Annotated in this window: 14 protein-coding genes and 1 other annotated feature; of the genes, 1 reads left to right on the plus strand and 13 read right to left on the minus strand. The window is 28.5% G+C overall.

What is annotated here, in order from left to right:
• Positions 1–120: 120 nt before the first annotated feature.
• From IC219_RS03920 to IC219_RS03940, 5 genes are all read right to left on the minus strand, one after another.
• Entirely contained in the window at positions 121–1,623 is a 1,503-nt protein-coding gene (locus tag IC219_RS03920; RefSeq protein WP_227434925.1) for a sodium:solute symporter, read from the minus strand.
• 33 nt (positions 1,624–1,656) lie between these two features.
• Positions 1,657–2,538: an N-acetylneuraminate lyase gene (locus IC219_RS03925; RefSeq protein WP_413926912.1), complete on the minus strand. Its 882-nt coding sequence runs from the start codon at positions 2,536–2,538 to the stop codon at positions 1,657–1,659.
• 70 nt (positions 2,539–2,608) lie between these two features.
• Positions 2,609–3,280, minus strand: a complete 672-nt coding sequence (locus IC219_RS03930; RefSeq protein ID WP_227482489.1) for an N-acetylmannosamine-6-phosphate 2-epimerase — start codon at positions 3,278–3,280, stop codon at positions 2,609–2,611.
• A gap of 257 nt (positions 3,281–3,537) precedes the next feature.
• A complete protein-coding gene (locus IC219_RS03935) occupies positions 3,538–4,029 on the minus strand; it encodes a zinc ribbon domain-containing protein (protein WP_227434928.1) in 492 nt (163 codons plus the stop codon).
• Between the two features lie 21 nt (positions 4,030–4,050).
• Entirely contained in the window at positions 4,051–5,415 is a 1,365-nt protein-coding gene (locus IC219_RS03940) for a hypothetical protein (protein WP_227830647.1), read from the minus strand.
• A 344-nt stretch (positions 5,416–5,759) separates the two neighbouring features.
• Between IC219_RS03940 and IC219_RS03945 the strand changes: the two genes are divergently transcribed.
• A complete protein-coding gene (locus tag IC219_RS03945; RefSeq protein ID WP_227824048.1) occupies positions 5,760–6,935 on the plus strand; it encodes a GGDEF domain-containing protein in 1,176 nt (391 codons plus the stop codon).
• A gap of 272 nt (positions 6,936–7,207) precedes the next feature.
• Here the strand turns inward: IC219_RS03945 and IC219_RS03950 are convergent, their stop codons facing one another.
• From IC219_RS03950 to IC219_RS03985, 8 genes are all read right to left on the minus strand, one after another.
• Entirely contained in the window at positions 7,208–9,142 is a 1,935-nt protein-coding gene (locus IC219_RS03950) for a YARHG domain-containing protein (protein WP_227830648.1), read from the minus strand.
• 183 nt (positions 9,143–9,325) lie between these two features.
• Positions 9,326–9,784: a hypothetical protein gene (locus IC219_RS03955; protein WP_227437263.1), complete on the minus strand. Its 459-nt coding sequence runs from the start codon at positions 9,782–9,784 to the stop codon at positions 9,326–9,328.
• 176 nt (positions 9,785–9,960) lie between these two features.
• The gene (gene asnS, locus IC219_RS03960) at positions 9,961–11,358 is read right to left on the minus strand and encodes an asparagine--tRNA ligase (protein ID WP_227482750.1); all 1,398 of its coding nucleotides are present in this window, start codon (positions 11,356–11,358) and stop codon (positions 9,961–9,963) included.
• A 75-nt stretch (positions 11,359–11,433) separates the two neighbouring features.
• Positions 11,434–11,668 (minus strand) — a binding site (T-box leader).
• A 289-nt stretch (positions 11,669–11,957) separates the two neighbouring features.
• Positions 11,958–12,152 carry a CDIF630_02480 family spore surface protein gene (locus IC219_RS03965; protein ID WP_227437266.1) on the minus strand — a complete coding sequence of 65 codons (195 nt, stop codon included), beginning with the start codon at positions 12,150–12,152 and terminating at the stop codon, positions 11,958–11,960.
• A 110-nt stretch (positions 12,153–12,262) separates the two neighbouring features.
• On the minus strand, positions 12,263–13,936 hold the full coding sequence (gene cspC / locus IC219_RS03970; RefSeq protein WP_227437268.1) for a bile acid germinant receptor pseudoprotease CspC: 1,674 nt from the start codon (positions 13,934–13,936) through the stop codon (positions 12,263–12,265).
• A 9-nt stretch (positions 13,937–13,945) separates the two neighbouring features.
• Positions 13,946–17,344 (minus strand): bifunctional germination protease/germinant receptor pseudoprotease CspBA, encoded by a 3,399-nt coding sequence (cspBA, locus tag IC219_RS03975; RefSeq protein ID WP_227437270.1) that lies wholly within the window; start codon positions 17,342–17,344, stop codon positions 13,946–13,948.
• Between the two features lie 148 nt (positions 17,345–17,492).
• Positions 17,493–18,689 carry a VWA domain-containing protein gene (locus IC219_RS03980; protein ID WP_227830649.1) on the minus strand — a complete coding sequence of 399 codons (1,197 nt, stop codon included), beginning with the start codon at positions 18,687–18,689 and terminating at the stop codon, positions 17,493–17,495.
• Between the two features lie 20 nt (positions 18,690–18,709).
• Positions 18,710–19,531: an AAA family ATPase gene (locus IC219_RS03985; protein ID WP_227437274.1), complete on the minus strand. Its 822-nt coding sequence runs from the start codon at positions 19,529–19,531 to the stop codon at positions 18,710–18,712.
• Positions 19,532–19,741 lie beyond the last annotated feature (210 nt).

Below are 19,741 nucleotides of genomic sequence, written 5' to 3' on the forward strand. Positions count from 1 at the left end.
CTTTCAGGTTTTTTACATATACAGTTCTTTATACATTCTTATAGAGTAGCTAGATTATTTATATATCTAATCACTCTAATCTAGCCACTCTATAGGATAATTTCTTATTTAAATTCTATATTATTTTTCATAATAAACTGTAGTTTCAGCTTTTGGTAAAGATACTTTTGCTTTAACTTTAGATTCTATTGCACTAAATACTGTTCCTACTACTACAGAAGTAGTTATTGTTATTAGAGAATAAGCCCAAGAAGTTACTTCGGGCATTCTATATTTTAGATAAACAACTAAAATTGCTGATACTGCAAATCCAATATATGCTCCCATTTTAGTTGCTCTTTTACAAAACGCACCAAGTACAAATATTCCTGCTAAAACTCCTAGAACTAGCCCCATAAAACTATTGAACCATTCATATGCTGACTTTATTTCTCCATTTGCTAAGATTATTGCAACAACTATAGAAAGTATACCTACTCCTAATGATATATATTGTGCAACCTTAGTTTGTCTTTCCATACTCATATCTTTTGTTATAATAGTTTGTATATCTAAAGTCCAGCTTGTAGCAACTGAATTAAGCCCTGTGGATAAAGTTGACTGAGATGCTGCATATATTGCTGCAAGTAGTATTCCTGTTATACCTACTGGTAATTCATAAGCTATATATGATGCAAATACTTGGTCTTGTTGAACTGTTTGTGCTAAATCTGGGTTTTGAGTATAGTATATAAATAAACAAGTTCCAATTAGATAAAATACTGTTGCAAGTCCCATTGATAAAACACCATTTCCATATGTCATTTTGTTAAGTTGTTTTATATCAGTTGTTGTAGTAAATCTTTGAACTATATCTTGACTTGATACATATGATGAAAAAGTATTAAGACCAGCTCCAACAAATATTATAAATGCACTTGTAGATAGTATGTTTTTATCAAACATAACTTCATTTGTTGCTAAGAACTTATGCCCACTTGTAAGAGTATCCATCACTGTTCCAAATCCACCATTTATACTTGATATTAGATAAAATAGCGTACCTGTAACACCTACTATTAATACCATACCTTGTATAAAGTCAGTCCATAAAACAGCTTTTAATCCACCTGTATATGAATAAATTATTGCTATTACCCCCATAACTATTATTAACACATTTACAGGTATTCCTGTAAGACCTGCTAAAACTACTGATGGTAGATACATTATTATAGACATACGTCCTATTTGATATATTATAAACATTAAAGCTCCAAGTACTCTAAGTCCTTTACTTTCATATCTCATTTCTAAGTATTCATATGCAGTATCTATCTCTAATCTACTGTATAAAGGTAAGAAGAATTTTATTGTTAAAGGTATAGCTATAAACATACCTAATTGTGCAAACCATAAAATCCATGTTCCACCATAAGAATTACCTGCTAGTGATAAAAATGATATTGGGCTTAATAATGTGGCAAATATTGACACTGATGTAACCCACCATGGAATAGTTCCATCACCTTTGAAGAACTCTTTTCCTTTCATTTCCTTCTTTGAAAATAATAATCCTGCAAATAAAACTGCCAATAAGTAAACTACTAGTATTGCAAAATCTATCCAAGTAAATCCTACCATTTGACCAATCCTCCCATACCAAAAGTATTTTTATTAAAAATACTTTCTGTATATTTCTTTCGCTCTTGATTTCATTTCATCAGTTGCTTCTTTCATAGGTTGTCTACAGTATCCAGCTTCAACGCCTTGTTCTTCAAGTAGTAATTTAATTGTTTGATATAGACCATTTCCTAATATATCTGTTATTAAATCATTTGTCACATGTTGTACTTCAAGTGCTTCTGATATTTTTTCACTCTTCGTTAGTTCAAATATTTGTCTAGCTCTGATACCGTTTACATTAAATGTAGAACCAATTGCCCCATCTACACCTAAAACTGTAGCTGGTAACATCATTTCATCAAATCCTGCAAATATTAATTTATTTGGGAATGTTTTTCTCATTCTTTCTAATAAGTAGAAATCTGCTGCTGTAAACTTAACACCTATTATTTTTTCATTTTCAAATAATTCTCCAAATTGATCTAAACTCATATCAACACCAGTTAAAAATGGTATAGAGTATATTATTAATCTATTGTCTACAGAATTTATTATTGTATTGTAATAATGTTTTATTTCTTCAAAATCGAATTTATAATAAAAAGGTGTAACAGCACTTATAGCATCATATCCTAAATCAGTTGCAAATTTAGCAAGCTCTACAGCTTCTTTTAAATTAACTGAACCAACTTGAGCTATTAACTTTATTTCTTCTTTTACTTCGTCCTTAGCTATTTCAAATATTTTTTTCTTTTCATCAGTTGAAAGCATGAAGTTTTCTCCTGTACTTCCTCCTACATAAAGACCATCTATTTTACAAACATCTATATTATGTCTAATTATTTGTCTTAACCCTTTTTCGTTTATATTTCCTTCCTTATCAAATGAAACTAATAATGCTGAATAAATTCCTTTCATATCTGTTGTTCTCATATCTTTACCTCCAATTTTAATTTTCAAATATAGTTAAATATAATTAATTTTTAATTTATAAATTAATTTTTTAATTAATTTCAATTGCTTTAACAAATTTTTCTGTTATCAATTGTGGTCTTGTTATTGCTGAACCTACAACTGATGAATGAACTCCAATTTCAAAGACTTTCTTTAAATCTTGAGGAGTATTTACTTTTCCTTCTGCTATTACAGGTATTTTTAAATCTTTAACCAATCTTTCCATCAATACAAAATCTGGACCATCTAAAATTTCTGTATATGGAGTGTATCCAGATAATGTAGTTGAAACGCAGTCTACACCGTATTCTTGCGCCTTAACAGCTTCATCATAATTTGAAATATCAGCCATTACTAAAACATTATTTTCTTTTATATAATTTATAATTTCTTTTAAATCTTCATTGTTTGGTCTAACTCTATTAGTAGCATCCAGTGCTATCATCTCACATCCTGTTGCTAAAAGCTCATCTACTTCTTTTTTAGTTGGTGTTATATATATATCTGAATCTTCGTAATTTCTCTTTATAATACCTATAACAGGAAGTCCAGTAACTTTTTTTATTTCAATAATATCATCAACTCCTTGAGCTCTAATGCCAACTGCTCCGCCTTCTTGAGCAGCTTTAGCCATTCTACCCATTATAAAAGAACTGTGAAGAGGCTCATTTTCTAAAGCTTGGCATGATACTATTAGTCTTCCCTTTACCTTATCTAGCATTTTTTCGATTACCTCATTTCTGAAATTTATTTTCTTAATTTATGTATTAATAATAACATGAAAACTTTTTCTTTGCAATATTTTTTCATATTTTTTTATTAATTCTATTTTTTTATAGATTTATTCCAAGTATTTCCTTATATTTCACAGTTTTAAGAAAATTTATTTCATTTTTTTGGTTTTTATTTTCATTCCTATATAGATACAAATGATTTCAATAAAAAAACCCATGTATATAATACATAGGTTCCCCAATATTACTCTAAATCCATAATAATTTTTCTACCACAACATGGACAAAACTCAGATTCCGAATCTACTTCACTTTCACAATAACCACAAACTATAAAATTATCGCAATCATTATCTAATTCAAATTTTTTACCACATTCAGCGCAATATTTGTCATTTATATTTCCAATATAGCCACATTCACAAGTTACATTGCTTTCTGCAATTTCCATATCATTAATTTCCATATTTTTTTCATAAATTATCTTATCAAGTTCTAATAACTCATCACAGAATTTATCAAAACACTCATCATCAATAGAATTTTCTCTAATTTTTTGATAAGTCAACATTCCCATTTCTAAAAAGATTTTACTCTTCTTTTCTTGAATATCATCAATTTCTCTATTTATCTTTGATTTTTCTTTATATAATTCAATCTTAAATTTTCCATTACCAAATCTTTTCTTAACCTTAGAAAATTTATCATCTACTGTCTTTTTATTATTTTCTTCCACAGAAGTTTCCTCCAATCATATTTAATCAGCTGAGTTTAGCTTATATCCTATTAAAGATATCACAAAACTGTATATAAATGAAATTATAATAGTTGAGAACAATTTAAATTGCATAACTAGAGTTGTTCCATAGCTAGGTGTATTAAAGAAGTTAATATTACTATCAAGTATAAAAGTACTAAATAGAGCCAACATACCCATTAAAAATGCATAATATATACTAAATATTATTACAGGTTTAATATTATCTGTATCATATTTAAATCTTAATTTATATCCATTTAATAAAATTATTAATGCAGACAAAGCTCCCATTGCATAAAACATTAATTTAGTATCTCCAAATAAAGACGATGAGCCTAAGCTAAGCATTGAAACTGTTGAATTTATTATTGTTACCGAAATTCCATTTGCAAAAGCCCACATGTAACTAGCAATTTGTGGCAATATAGCAAATAAATCGATACCACTTGAATATCCACTCATATTCAATTCATTTAAATAACTACTATCAGATATAGTTAATATAAAAAGTATTGCTAACACTAAAACATAACCTAATATGAATATTTTAATAGCATTTGAAAAAAGGGACATATACATATTTTCTTTTTCATAGCTTTTTCTATAATTAGTTATATATGTACATATAAATCCTAATACAAATCCATTTAAAAGTGCACTAAAAAATTCATAACTATACTCTAAAGCATATCCATACTCTAGCATACTATGTGAGCTAGTTTTAACATTAGTAAAAGTACATAAAATAGCTAAAATTAATCCATAGAAAATTCCCACTCCAAGAGAATTGGCTAATGTAGTTTTTGAATCCTTACATCTTTTTCTCATAAAAATTAAATTTGATATAATTAATCCTAAAACAGGAATTATAAGTAATATTAACAATCCTATATTTGCACTTATAAATCCAGAACCCATCATAGTAGACATAGATACGCTAATTTGACCTAGATTAAGGGCTAACATTATATGTGCTGGATTTATCATGTAACTGATATCATTAAATTGAATAGTAATTATAGCCTTAAATATTAACGAAATAACAAGCAATATGAATATAGTTGAAAAAGTCGTTAAAAATATCCCTCTTGTATTTGCGTGATATGAGAGTTCTTTTATTTTAGATTTTAAGTCAAGTTTTGTTTCGCTCGATTTTAATGATACTATTTCATAAAGTTCATTTCCACAAAATTTACAGTAATTATCTTTAGGATTATTTTCTTTGTTGCAACTAGAACAAAGTTTATCTTCTTTAGTTTCAAGTGTAAGGTTATTATTTTTTATTTTTCTAGTTGGCTTACCTGTTTTTTTAGAATAGTTACTATATGAATAATTCATATTATCTATTTTTTTTTCATCCATTTTTTCCCTCCAAGTTTTACCATTGTCAATTATCAAATATAACTATATCATATAAAACTTAATTATACCTTAATTGGATATATTTATCTATTTTATTTGTCTTGTATTAGTATTTCATTATAATTGTCTAATATTCTAAAATAAATAACTTACTAATCTTAATTATAATAAAATACTAATACAAAATTTTATTTAATCTTAACTAATAAATACTATCTATTGTAAATTTAGATTGTTACATATAACATATTTTGCTATAATTAAGTTATAAACAAAGTATTCCGAGTATCTAAGAAAAGAAGAGGAATACTTATTTTTATGTTTTATTTTTAATGGAGGCTTATATGAACTTAGAAAATTTTAAAAAATTCTTTGGATTCCCTCTAGATAAAAAATACAAAGAAAATGTTGAACGGGAACTTTGCAATTATCTTTATCATACAGGCAAAATTATTTGTATCATAATAATAATATCTCAACTAATTATGATGATATCAATATCAGCTAGAGATGGTGGTCCTTTTGCCACCCCAAGACGTCAATGGTATTTTTGTATGTATATAATACTATTTTGTATCTCTTTAATTTTTATGCTTGTTTTTTCTTATCTTTGGAATAAAAAAAAGGAACATTGTACTTATTATATAAACTTGTGGGTGATTTATGTAACATTTTTCTGCTTATGGGGTTGTGTAATTACTTTGCTTGACCAGTTAGGCGGAAATGATTTGAGTGTATTCAGTTATATAATGTTAACAGCTGCTGCTTTTTCAGTATTAAAATTAGGTCAATCAATAATAGTTTTTGGAGGATGTTTTTTATTTCTTAATCTACTCTTACCAGGAATTCAAACTGTATCAGGTAATGAGTTCAGTAATATTGTAAACACATTTTTTATAACATCACTTGCTATTTTTATTTCTACAATGTTATATAGAAGTCGTGTATTTACTTATTATGATAAAATGCTAATCCATCAACAATATGAAGAAATCTCCCATATGAACAATTTATTAAATCTTAAGGTTATGACTGATGACCTAACTAAAATGAATAATCGTAGGTATTTAGAAGATGTTCTTCAAAAAAAATTAAAGACCCATACAAAGCAAGAACCTATAACAGGAATGATGATAGATATAGATTATTTTAAACAGTTTAATGACACTTACGGACACCAAAAGGGTGACTACTGTTTACAGAATATTGCTAAAGTAATTTTAGATTTTACAAATTCTGAAAATTCACATGCTATCCGTTATGGTGGTGAAGAATTTTTTATATGTCTTTTCAATTGTGATGAGGAGAATGCTAAACTTAAATCCGAATATTTACGTAAGATTATAGAGTATTGTAATTTTGAACGTGATGACGTTCCTTCAAAATGTGTGACTGTTAGCATCGGAGTTCATACAAAGAAAGTTGAAGAATTAATAACTTTAAATGAATTTATAAGTTATTGTGATAAAGCTTTATATATTGCAAAAGAACAAGGTCGTAATCGTGTTGAGTTTTATTAGGAGTATAGAAACAAAGTATTAATCCTTATATTTATATTTTCTTAATAATAAATTTATTTTGTTCAAAATATTTATATAATATTATGTAAACCTATAAATTAGCTTTTAGATTCATAATTATTAAATCTATAAATTATACTTAAGTCTAACTTATAGATTTAATAATTTTATATATAATTAATTCATGTTTAAAATTAATTCACATTTCAATTTTAATGTCTATAGACTATCTTATACTACATTTAGACATGTATTTTAAAATTTCTTATAACTTAGTTTTCCATTTCCTTAATCAATGATACATTTTGTTTCTCTACAGAATTTAAAACATCTGTATCCGCTCCTATACTATAATCTGGCTGATACCATGACTTATTGCTAAAATAGCTTTTATAAGGTTCTTCTTTAAATACATATCCATATCTTGCAAATATTTCATTTCTTATATATGCTAACTCCTCTTTACTATAAAGTTCAAGTTCATCTTTAGTTAATACTCTAGAATCACTATCATATATAATATAATCATCATCATAACTTACTTCTTTATTTTTCAAATTAGAACTTGAACCTGAATCACTTTTAGTACTCTTTTTATCAGTATTTTCACTATTTTCCTTGTTATTTATACTCTTGACAAATTTCTCCGCTTCTTCTTTGGAAATTTTATTAAGTGTACCACTTACATTATTAGCTTGTAATGAAATTTCATTACTATTAAACTTAGTTATAGTAAATTTTTCCTTTGATAAAGTATCTTTTCCTTTTAATACTATGCTATTACTATCTGAACTTTCTACTTCATATTTAACTGTATAATTGCTTTCTTCTTCACTTTTACTATAAAGTTTTATCTTATTTGGCTCCTCAAATTCAAATATATTATATTCATCAGCTTTCCAAAAACCATTTAAGTCTTTTGGTTCTAAATTTTTAGAGTAAATCAATTTATTTCCAAGATAAATCTCTAAATATTTTCCTACATTGTTTATTTCTATATTGTCTTTCTTAGTTTTTAAATTATAAAAATGTATTTCCTTATTTTTAGTGGAATATGCTATATTCTCTGAATTAAATGAATAGCCAACAACATCACTTGCTATCCTGTCTTTATCTAAAAATAACTCACCACTTGATTTAATATAAAGTAATTTCTCATCATTAATAATAGATACATTAGAATTTTCTTTCATATCATTGCCTATTTTTTCTTCTTCTTTATTATTTTTCTTAATATATACATCTCCATCAGAATTTGTAAATACAATTCCATCTTTAATAAAACTTACATAATTAATGTCTGATTTTATTTTATTAGACACCTCTTTACCTATTTCTTTCTCATATAATTCATCATCACTATTTATAAAATAAAATTTACTATCTCTATATTTATAAGACCTAACATCCGATGCTATTTTTTCACTAGCATTATTTTTGTACAAATATAATTCACCTTTCAAATCCTTATAATTATACTCACTTATATACATAATTTCTTCATCATTAGATTTTACCCCCCATAAATTTGATACATCTGAACTAATTTTGACCTTATCATTTTTATCTGTACTTTTTAAATATAGATTATCATCATTATTTATAAATATTACATCACCTTTATTATTTACAATATCAAAACTCTGTATATCAGTAGATATTTTTTCTTTATTTCCATCTTCTTTATATAGATATAACTCTTCATCTGTATTCATATAATATATGAATTTTCCATCTGTAGACATCCTATACAATACAACATCATTGGCTATTTTTTCTTTATCTTTTCCATCGTATTTTACATACAAGGATTTTTCTGATGATATATATGCTATAGTGTTTGAAGAAGGCATAAATTCATATGAATTAATTTCGTCAGAAGATAAATCTGATGCTATTTTTTCCTTTTCTTTTTTTAGATTATACTTATATAAATTATTTTCTTTATCTTGGATTAATATTGATTGTTCTCCATTTATATAATCTTTTTTAGTATATATAGGTACATCTGATGCTATTTTTTCTTCATCCTTACCTTCTGTCTTTATGTATACATCTGTCATATCACCTGAGTTATTCTCATCATTTTTTAATAGTATAAGAGAATTATCTTTGTTTGCTTGCTTACCTTTAGAATCATTTTGTGAACTGCAACCTGTACATATAAGTGCCAAACTTAAAACTATAAACAACCCTTTCTTTAACATTATTACTCCCCCTCATGATAATGATAAAACTTTTTGTGTAATAAATATACTATTCAATAATTTTTTAGATTTAAATCACCTTACATATTTTTATACTATTTACATAAAGATAATGCTTAAATATAATTTATATTTAAACTTCCAAAAAATTACCCTACTAGTTATAGTATAGCACAATAAACGTTATCCAAGCACACCCACTATTGTCACTCCAAAAGCTTTTAGTGCCTCTTGAAGCACTTCATTTCCACCATAAGGATATCCAATAGGGTTAAAATAAAGTTTAGCAGTTTGTTCACCAATCATTTCGCAACCTTCTATTGTATAATCGCCAAGTCCAACTTCAGAAAACACAGTCTCAAAATCCCATGAAACAGACTTTATGTATTCCTGTCGATTCTCTTCATCCAGTAGTTTATAGTTCTCCCAAAACATTTTATTTTCTTCTTCTGTTGGCCACCAAAAATAATCTAATTCTTCTTTATTATAAAATTCATCTACTTTTTCTAAAATATAATATTCTAAATCCTCAATTTGTATACAATCATTTTTTATATCTGCTATATATGAAAATAAATTTTTTATTCGATTAAATATTTTTACATCATTCACATTAAATTTAATAAAACAAAAACTACACATTATTTATCCTCCTAGTATAAGTAACTTATAATTACATTGTATAATAAAATATGAACAAACAAACTACATATATTTGTAAACACAATAAAAATAACTTGTATGTATCTAAATCAGATAGCACACAAGCTATTTTATTATATCGAAAAATTATATAATCATATTATAGGTTATAATTATTAGAATTCAGCATTTTTAGGAGTTCTTGGAAAAGGTATAACGTCTCTTATGTTAGACATACCTGTCATATACATAATTATTCTTTCAAATCCAAGACCAAATCCAGAGTGAGTAGCAGTACCAAATTTTCTAAGTTCTAAATACCACCAGTAATCTTCTTCATTTAATCCCATTTCATGAATTCTATCTAATAGTACGTCTTCTCTCTCTTCTCTTTGAGAACCTCCAACTATCTCTCCAACACCAGGAACTAATAAATCCATTGCTCTAACAGTTTTCCCATCTTCATTCATTCTCATATAGAAAGCTTTTATATCTTTTGGATAATCTGTAACAAATACTGGAGAATTGTATATTTGTTCTGTTATATATCTTTCATGTTCAGTTTGAAGATCGCATCCCCATTCTACTGGATACTCAAACTCATGTCCTGATTCAAGTAATAACTCTACTGCTTTAGTATATGTTATTCTAATAAATTCAGAGTTTACTATTTTATTTAGTCTTTCTAGCAATCCTTTATCTATAAAACTATTAAAGAATTCCATTTCTTCAGGAGCGTTTTCTAAAACATAGTTTATAACATATTTTATCATATCTTCTGCAAGTTCCATATTATCTTCAAGGTCTGCAAAAACTATTTCTGGCTCTATCATCCAAAATTCTGAAGCATGTCTTCCTGTATAAGAGTTTTCAGCTCTAAATGTAGGCCCAAAAGTATAGACATTTCTAAAAGAAAGTGCCATTATTTCGGCATTTAATTGCCCACTAACTGTCAAATTAGCTTCTTTACCAAAGAAATCTTGTGTATAGTCTATTTTCCCATCTTCCGTTTTTGGAATATCATTTAAATCCATAGTTGTTATTCTAAACATTTCTCCTGCACCTTCACAGTCACTACCTGTTATGATTGGAGAATGTGCATATACAAAGTTTCTTTCTTGAAAGAATTTGTGTATTGCATATGCAGCTATTGATCTTACTCTAAATACAGCTGAAAAAGTATTACTTCTTGGTCTTAAATGTGCGATTGTTCTTAAATACTCAAGTGTATGTCTTTTCTTTTGTAGTGGGTATGAACTATCTGATTCACCTTCTACAACTATATTTTTTGCATGTATTTCTACTGGTTGTTTAGCTCCTTCTGTAGATACCAACTCACCTTCTACAAGTATAGATGAACTTATTGCCAATTTACCTATCTCTTTAAAATTTTCAACTTTTTCATCAAATACTATTTGCATATTTTTAAAGAAACTTCCATCATTTAATTCTATAAATCCAAAGTTTTTAGATACTCTAGATGTTCTTATCCATCCAGCTACTTTTACAGTTTTTCCTATGTACTGTTCTTTATCTCTGTACAATTCTTTTACTGTTATAAATTCCTTTTGCATTTTAAAGCCTCCTAGTTTAATTTTTAGTAATTTTTTCTAAATATAATTCCATAAAAAAAGCCCTTCATCCCTGTATAAAGGGACGAAAGACTATTACTTTCGCGGTACCACCCTAGTTGTCATAAATGACCTCTTAGTTAAGCAATGCTTAAAGCCTATAACGGTGCCTTCCGTCTAAGTCTACTTGCTAAATAAGCTTTCGATTAGAAACTCCAAGATGTTCTTCAATATAAAACTTGTATTGAGCTTTCACCATCCTCAACTCGCTAAAACTGCATTTTATATCTACTCTTCTCTTCACAGTATTTATCTTCTATTATTTCCGCTAATTAACAAAATTATACCAATTTATAAATTTTTAGTCAATAAATTTATGCAATTGATATTTACTAGTCTTATATAATCTATAAATATTTATATGCAAAAATTTATATTTTCCTTTCAAATATTTGTAAATTACATTTTCCCTTCTGACACCTATAAAAAAAGTAAAGCAGTATACTGTTTATTAGCTTAAGTTTAACTTTAAGCTTTTTAAACTAATACTACTTTACTTAAATACAATAAATTATTTATTTTTGTTATCAAGTATAGAAGTTTTACAATTTACTTCCATTGTCAACCCAATCTTTTGCTTCTTCAACACTATTAAGTGAAGGTATTGAAACTTTACTATGAGGTTTTAATTTTTCAACATCTGCCCAAGCTGCTGTTGATTCATTTCCAACTAGAAGCGGACTTCTAAGTCTTTTGTTATCGTTACCTTTTAATGCTCTTGCTTTTTTACTTTCCAAAACTATCACCTCTATATATTTATTTTGTAATAGTTTTAGCAATTTTTCAAATTAAATTCATAAGTAAAATTTATAACAGATAAAATACCATTATTTACATATTTTTTTATTTATAAAGTATTTGCCATCTGTTGAATTGTATTTTTTAAATTTAAAATACCATATCCCTGTGAAACATTTGGATACGTATATATATCGAGCTTCGTAGCTCCCAATATTAAATATGTTTTTAAAACTTGTGTAAACAACGATAACCTTGGGATATTATCTTGTTTTTCCAAATATTCCATTAATAAGGCTAAGACTCCACAAACTATTGAACTACTAACTCCTGTACCTGTTGCTGTATTGTAGGTTCCATTTTTATATGTAGATATTATATCTACTCCTGGCGCTACTATATCTGGCTTAATTCCCCTTCCTCTAATTGGCCCTTTTGATGAACCAATCCACATACTATCAGTCTTATTATTAAATGTACCAACTGTGATTACATCATCACCAGCAGCATACATAGTTATTGTAGCCACTGAGTCTGGGTCTAAAAATCTTGTATCTGGTGCTATCAAGTTTTTATTTGGTAAATATATATCATACTCTCCCCCTATTATAAGTTCTGGAGTTAGCCTCAAAGTCCACACACCAGGTTTTATATCTCTAAGTCTTATCTCTAGGCTTTCATTCCCAGAAGTAATATATGGATAGATGAATCTCATTGAATAAGTAGTATTTTCCAGATTAAACTTTCCTCTATATACATAAAAGTCTGGAGAATATCTTATATCATGACTAACCTCACCTGAAGGAGATATTATTTGTGCCCCTATCTTATCTGGACCATTTGTATTGAGTGTTATATCAAGTGCGTAATCGTCACCATCTTGTATTATTACATCTTGGACTTCATTTAAACTACTAAATCTTCCAGCATAATGAATATCTGTATTACCTTGATTACCTGCACCACTTACTACAACAACACCAGCACTACTTAATATATTAAATGTATCTAATATGGAAGTAGTTGCTACAGCACCTGACTTAACTCCAATAGTAAGATTTATTATTATAGGCTTATTTTCTGTTTTTGCTATATTAGTAACATATGTTATAGCTGCTAAAAAATCTGAAACACTATAATTTATCTTTCCAGCATAATAAGTATCTGTATATGATTTTAATTTAACCACTATCAAATCTGACTCTGTAGTTATACCTCTATATTGTGAATTTACTCTTCCATTTCCCACTAATATACCAGAAGCCAAAGTTCCAGTACCTATATTATCTTGACTTAAACTTCCATCATTTCTACTTATAGCTAAACTTAATTCACTTCTTGTAAATTCACTCCCAAAAATAAATCCTTCTGGTGGTGGATTTGTATTTTCTTCCTGATCCCATAATCGTAAAACCTTACTCGTTCCATCCGCATTTATAAAGTCAGGGTGTAAATAATCTATACCAGAATCTATAACTGCTAATAAAATCCCTCTTCCTGTTATATCATTATATGGATTCTCATAAATATACTCTGCTTCAGTAGCTGTTGTAATAGTTTCTCCATTATTCATATTATTAGTTATTTCAATTAAACTGCTCATTGGAGCAGATTCTTCCCACCAAGCAACCTGTAATATATTGTTTAAAATAGTTTCATCAAAATCCATAGGTACATATATTACTGCAAGCTGGCTATTTAAAACCATATATTTATTTATTCCGTTTTCTTGAAGTGCAGTTTCTATATCACCTTGGTAAATTATACAATAAGATTTTTCCATAAATCCCTCCTATCTTAACACATCAAACATACCTCTAACATCCAAAGTTCCATATCCAGTACTCATATTTGGATACTCTGTAGTTTGGTTTTTTCTAGCTCCAGCCTGCATAAAAGTTTTTATTTTTTGAACATATGCTTGATTTGGATATCTTCTATCAACAAAAGTATATTGAAAATACATCGCAGCGGCTCCTGCAGCATGTGCACTAGCTGCTGCTGTCCCAGTTATAGTCGCATATGTATTTCCAGGATATGCAGCTATTATATTAACTCCTGGTGCTACTAAGTCTGGCTTTAATCTATCCTCAATAGTCGGCCCTCTTGATGAACTTTGCCACAAACTATTATTAATAGTATTATAAGCTCCTACAGTTATTAAATCATCTTGAACAGCTGGATAATTTATTGTATAAAAAGGGTCAACCTCTCTAAATCTAGTTCCACTTTTTAAAAGAGCCCTATTTGGAAGATACAAGTTATATATTCCATTTACAATATAAACTCCTACTAATCTAATCTTCCACACTCCTCTTTTAGCATTTTTCAGAGTAACATTGGTAAACTGCTGCCCTGAAAAAGTAGTTGGATATACATATGTTATAGAATACTCCGTTCCTTCTAAATCAAATAAACCTGTTATCCTATTATAACTTGATATTCCAACACTTTTACTTTCTTCACCAGTGGGAGACACTATTATTACATCTGCCTTATCTGGTTTATTCAGCCAAAGTTCAACTGATAATTCTTCTTCTTCTTCATTTAATTCCAACTCGACTTCAACGGAACTTCCTACATTTGGTATTATTCCAGATGTGTGTGTCTGAGTATTTCCCTCATTTCCAGCTCCTGCTGTTATACACAGCCCTCTAGTAAAAAATGCTTTTTCACTATTACTTCTATTGGTCAATCCAACTAAACTATTGCTACCCAAAGATATATTTATTACTAATGGTTTCCCAAGTTCTAAAGATTTTTTATATGCATACTGAGATGCAGCAAATAACATTGCACTATTATAAAATCCTTCTATCTTAGCAATTTTTATTATTATTAATTCAGCATCTTCAGCTATTCCTGCATATTCCTTATTTACATTACCAAGACCTGCACATATGCCACTTATCATAGTCCCTTGCCCAACTTCATCTTGAGATAGACTAGCATCATTTTCTGCAATTGCTCTATTAATATCTTCTCGTGTATATTCTGTCCCAATATAAAAACCTTCAGGTGGAGTTCCATTCTTTGTTTGGTCCCATAAAAAAGCTATTTTTGAGGTTCCATCTGCATATATAAAGTCTTTATGTAAATAGTCTATTCCTGTGTCAGCAATCGCTATAAGAGTACCTCTTCCTGTTATTGTTATATTGGGATTATTTTTAAAAAAATTTACACCTATTTCTTCGGTTGCAACTACACCACCAAAAGTACCTTGATTAATCTCTCCAAGCAGTGTCATCTTTATAGTTGATTCTGTCCTTATAACTGATGGAAGTTCCAAAACTCGTTGTATGCTATTATAGTCTGTAGTGTTTATAGATAATACACCAAATGAGTCACTTAGCTTAAGAAATTCTTGACTCATACCCAATGAGGCTAACTCATCTTCAAATTCAGGAGTATGAATTACATTTATTCCTGCCAATGTTCCTGATTGTCTATCCATATTTTCACTTATAAAATCCTCCAACTTTAAATCATCGTTTCTCTGAGAATTATAATTTTCTATAACTCTATAATTATTTTCTTCATCTTTAAACGACTTATTAGTGCTTCTATATCCAATGTCTTCTGTTTCTAAGTCTTGATTTATACTAGATAAAGTATACAAATCTATGTCTGATAAACTTAAAAAACCAAATCCCGATGAATTATTTGGATATGACTGATTACTTGTTCTTCTTGCTCCCCTAAGAAGCAATGCTCTTAACTTTTGCGAATATAAAAACAAATCATTTCCATTTACAATTCCCCATTCCATAAACAACGAACAAACTCCTGTAACATGAGGAGTGGCCATGCTCGTTCCAGTTAATGCTCCACTGGTACCTCCTGGTAAAAAAGATATTATATCTTCGCCTGGAGCTAATAAATCTGGTTTAAATACACCCAATTGTGTATCTCCCTCGCCAGAAAATATAGATACTATATCTGTTCTTGAATTGAAACTTCCTACAGTTATAACTCTACTTGCTGTTCCTGGAACTGTAACAGTAAGTTCTTGAGTAGGAATCAAAAACCTCGTGTTTCTATTTAATCCCTCAGAAGTTGGTAGATATATGTTTACATTACCAGTTACAATATCTATAGGTTCAAATACAATTCTCCATAGACCAGGATTTATCTGTGTATTTGAACTTAATTGCAATGTAACTCTTCTAGTAAGAGAATATGGTGCTATAGGATAAAAATAACCAGTAATTCTTGTATCTCCTAGAGTATTTCTTATTTCACCTGAAGTTAGAGAAATTGATTGTGTCTGACTATTCGATGGACTTACTAAATGTACACTAAAGTCATCAATAAAATCTGGCCATATGTTTATATTTAATATACGCTCTCCTTCTCCAATTACAAACTCAACTTCTTCTGTAGTATTATTTTGAAGCCTAATCCTTTTATGTCCCCCCTTATCTGCATTATTACCAGCCGCTACCACTATATTATTTTTCCAAAATAAACACATATCATCTATATACTGCTCAAATAAAGAAGTCCCTCTATGTGAGCCTTCATTACTTCCATAACTTATATTTAATGTAACAGGCATTCTTAATTCTAATGCCCTATCTAAAATAAATTTAATCGCCCTCATAAACTCTGTACTTCTTGAAAAAACATCTGTCTGTATATTTCCAACCCTTACTACGATTATCCTAGCATCGCTTGCAATGGTTGAACAAATACCTGCAACATGTGTACCATGTAGACTAGTCGTTGAGATAGGTATATATGTATTACCAGCTATTGCATTATTTATATCTTCATTATTATATAATGTTCCTTCTTTAAAACCTGCTGGAGGATTTCCTTGTATAGACTGGTCCCAATAGTATAATATTTTGGACTTTCCTTCACTATCTCTAAATACAGGCAAAGTATAATCTATACCTGAATCAATTATACCAATTATAGTTCCTTTTCCAGTTAATCCTGTTCTATTTTTAAAACCTGTTATCCCTGTGCTTGAAAAACTTTGTATGTCTTGAGTTTGTAATATAAAAGGTTTTTCTATAAACTCTATTTCTGGATAAGTCAGTAATCTATTTATATCTTCTTCATCACTTGATGTTATTATCGCATAGGAAGCATTAAGTATTTCTACTGAAACACCTAATTCTTGCTCTAATCTTAATATATCTCCATTGTATTTTACGATTAATTCATAATTTATTATAATCACCTCAATTTCTAAAATTATTATTAATGTATATGTTTTTTGTAAGTCTAAAATGTATTAGACTACATAATTTTTAAATTTCAATTATACAATTTATAATATAAAAAATGATGGTACATTTTTTATATAATTTGTACCATCATTTTTTATATTATTTCGCGACCATTAAATTTTTCAATGATTTTTCCAATCCTTTTACAGTTAATGGATACATATTAAACTCACTTTGTATTAACCTTTGAGTCTGATACCAATAACTGATTGAATCCCACCCATCTCTCAGTTCCGGATTTAGCCACACAATTTTACTATACTTTCTTTTGAATCTTTTAAGCCACTCTATTCCAGGTGTATCGTTATATGGACCTCGATAATTACCACCAATATGAAGTAACTCAGAAGGTGCCATAGACGCATCACCCACGATTATAACTTTATAGTTTTTATCTATGTTTTGTAATATCCATTCAGTATCAATAGACTTACTTAACCAACATTCTGGTGTAGTAAATAATCTATCATAAAAACAGTTATGAAAATAGTATACTTTTACATCTTTAAAGTGATTTGATTTACTTACAGACTGAAATAATGTATTACATAAAGTACTATATCCTCTCATTGAACCCCCTGAATCTATAAGCAACAAAAGCTTCACTGTATTTTTTCTTGGTTTTTCGAAAAACAGTTTTAAATACCCTGCATTATTACAAGTCTCTTCAATGGTTTTATCTAAATCAAGTTCTGTTTTTGGAGCATCTATTCTAGTAGAAAATTGACGAAGCCTTTTTAATGCAACTTGAAATTGACGCATATTTAAAACTTCATCATCTCTAAAATCCCTATACTTTCTTTCTCCTGCAACTTCGAGAACAGCTCTTCCATAGGTGGAAGTTCCGCCTATGCGTATACCAGTTTGACCTTTGCCTGAATGACCTAATTCAGAAGTACCCCCTGTTCCTATCCAGTAATTCCCTCCATTATGTGGAGAATCTTGTTCTTTTATACGTTCCTCTAATTTAGCTCTCAATTCATCAAGGTTTATGTTGGGATTTTGCTCTAATCTTTCAAATCCTTCTAAATCTACATTTGGATTTTTAAGCCAGTTCATAATCTCTTCTGGAATTTCCTCTTTGTGTTCTATACCTTTAAAGTACTCCAAAAACACTGCATCAAATTTATCAAAATTACTTTCACTTTTTATTAAAATCATCCTACAAAGATAGTAAAAATTCGAAAAATTTGAATAACAAAGCCCTTTGTCTAGTGCTTCAATTAGAGTCATCCACTCATTTAAAGATATATCTAGGCCTCTTGCTCTCAATAAATAAAAAAATTTAATAAACATAATTATTCAGCTCCTATTGACTACAAACGTTTTTGCATAGATTCAATATCCTCGTTATTTTTAAGCAGTATCCCTGCAAAAGGAACTTCTTTTTCTATTTTTTCAATTGGAATTCCACTCAAAGTCAATGCTTGTATCCAGTCTATTAACTCTGATGTACTAGGCTTCTTTTGTATCTCTCTTAAACTTCTAATCCAATAAAAAGTAGTCATTACTTGTTCCAATAAATGTTCTTCAACTTTATCAAAATGTACTTTTACTATCTCCTCCATCATATCTCTATCAGGAAATTCTATATAATGAAATATACATCTTCTTAAAAAAGCATCTGGAAGCTCTTTTTCTGCATTCGAAGTTATAATCACTATAGGTCTTTGTTTTGCTGTTACAGTTTCTTTTGTCTCATTTATATAAAACTCCATTTTATCTAATTCCCAAAGTAAGTCGTTTGGAAACTCTAAGTCTGCCTTGTCTATTTCATCTATCAAAAGAATTACTTGTTGTTCTGAACTAAATGCTTCTCCTAATTTACCATATTTTATGTACTTACCAATATCATCTACTCCTTCACCTCCAAATTGGCTATCATAAAGTCTTTGAACAGTATCATATACATAAAGACCATCCTGTGCTTTTGTAGTTGATTTTATGTTCCAAATTACTAAATCTTTTTGCAGTTGATTTGAAATTGCTTGTGCAAGCATAGTTTTTCCTGTTCCAGGTTCTCCTTTAATTAAAAGTGGTTTTTCAAGTGCTATAGCAACATTAACTGATGCCATTAATTCTGGTGATACTACATAATCACTGCTTCCTTTAAAATTACCCATTTCTTTTTTTATCATAGGTTCTACTCCTTTTAAACAATAAATTTTCTAAATGTATATGACTATTATATTACTATTTTTGATATAAAGTGGTAATATAACACATTTGTATATCATTACTCTAAAATTCTATATCTAAATAAAATTACCTCTAAAATATTTAAATTTTATCTTTATTTGTCATAATTAAATGAAATATATATTTTTTAATAAGTACAAGATATATTA

Origin of the sequence: Clostridioides sp. ES-W-0018-02 (assembly GCF_020658175.1) — a bacterium.
In the GTDB taxonomy this organism is placed as follows: domain Bacteria; phylum Bacillota; class Clostridia; order Peptostreptococcales; family Peptostreptococcaceae; genus Clostridioides.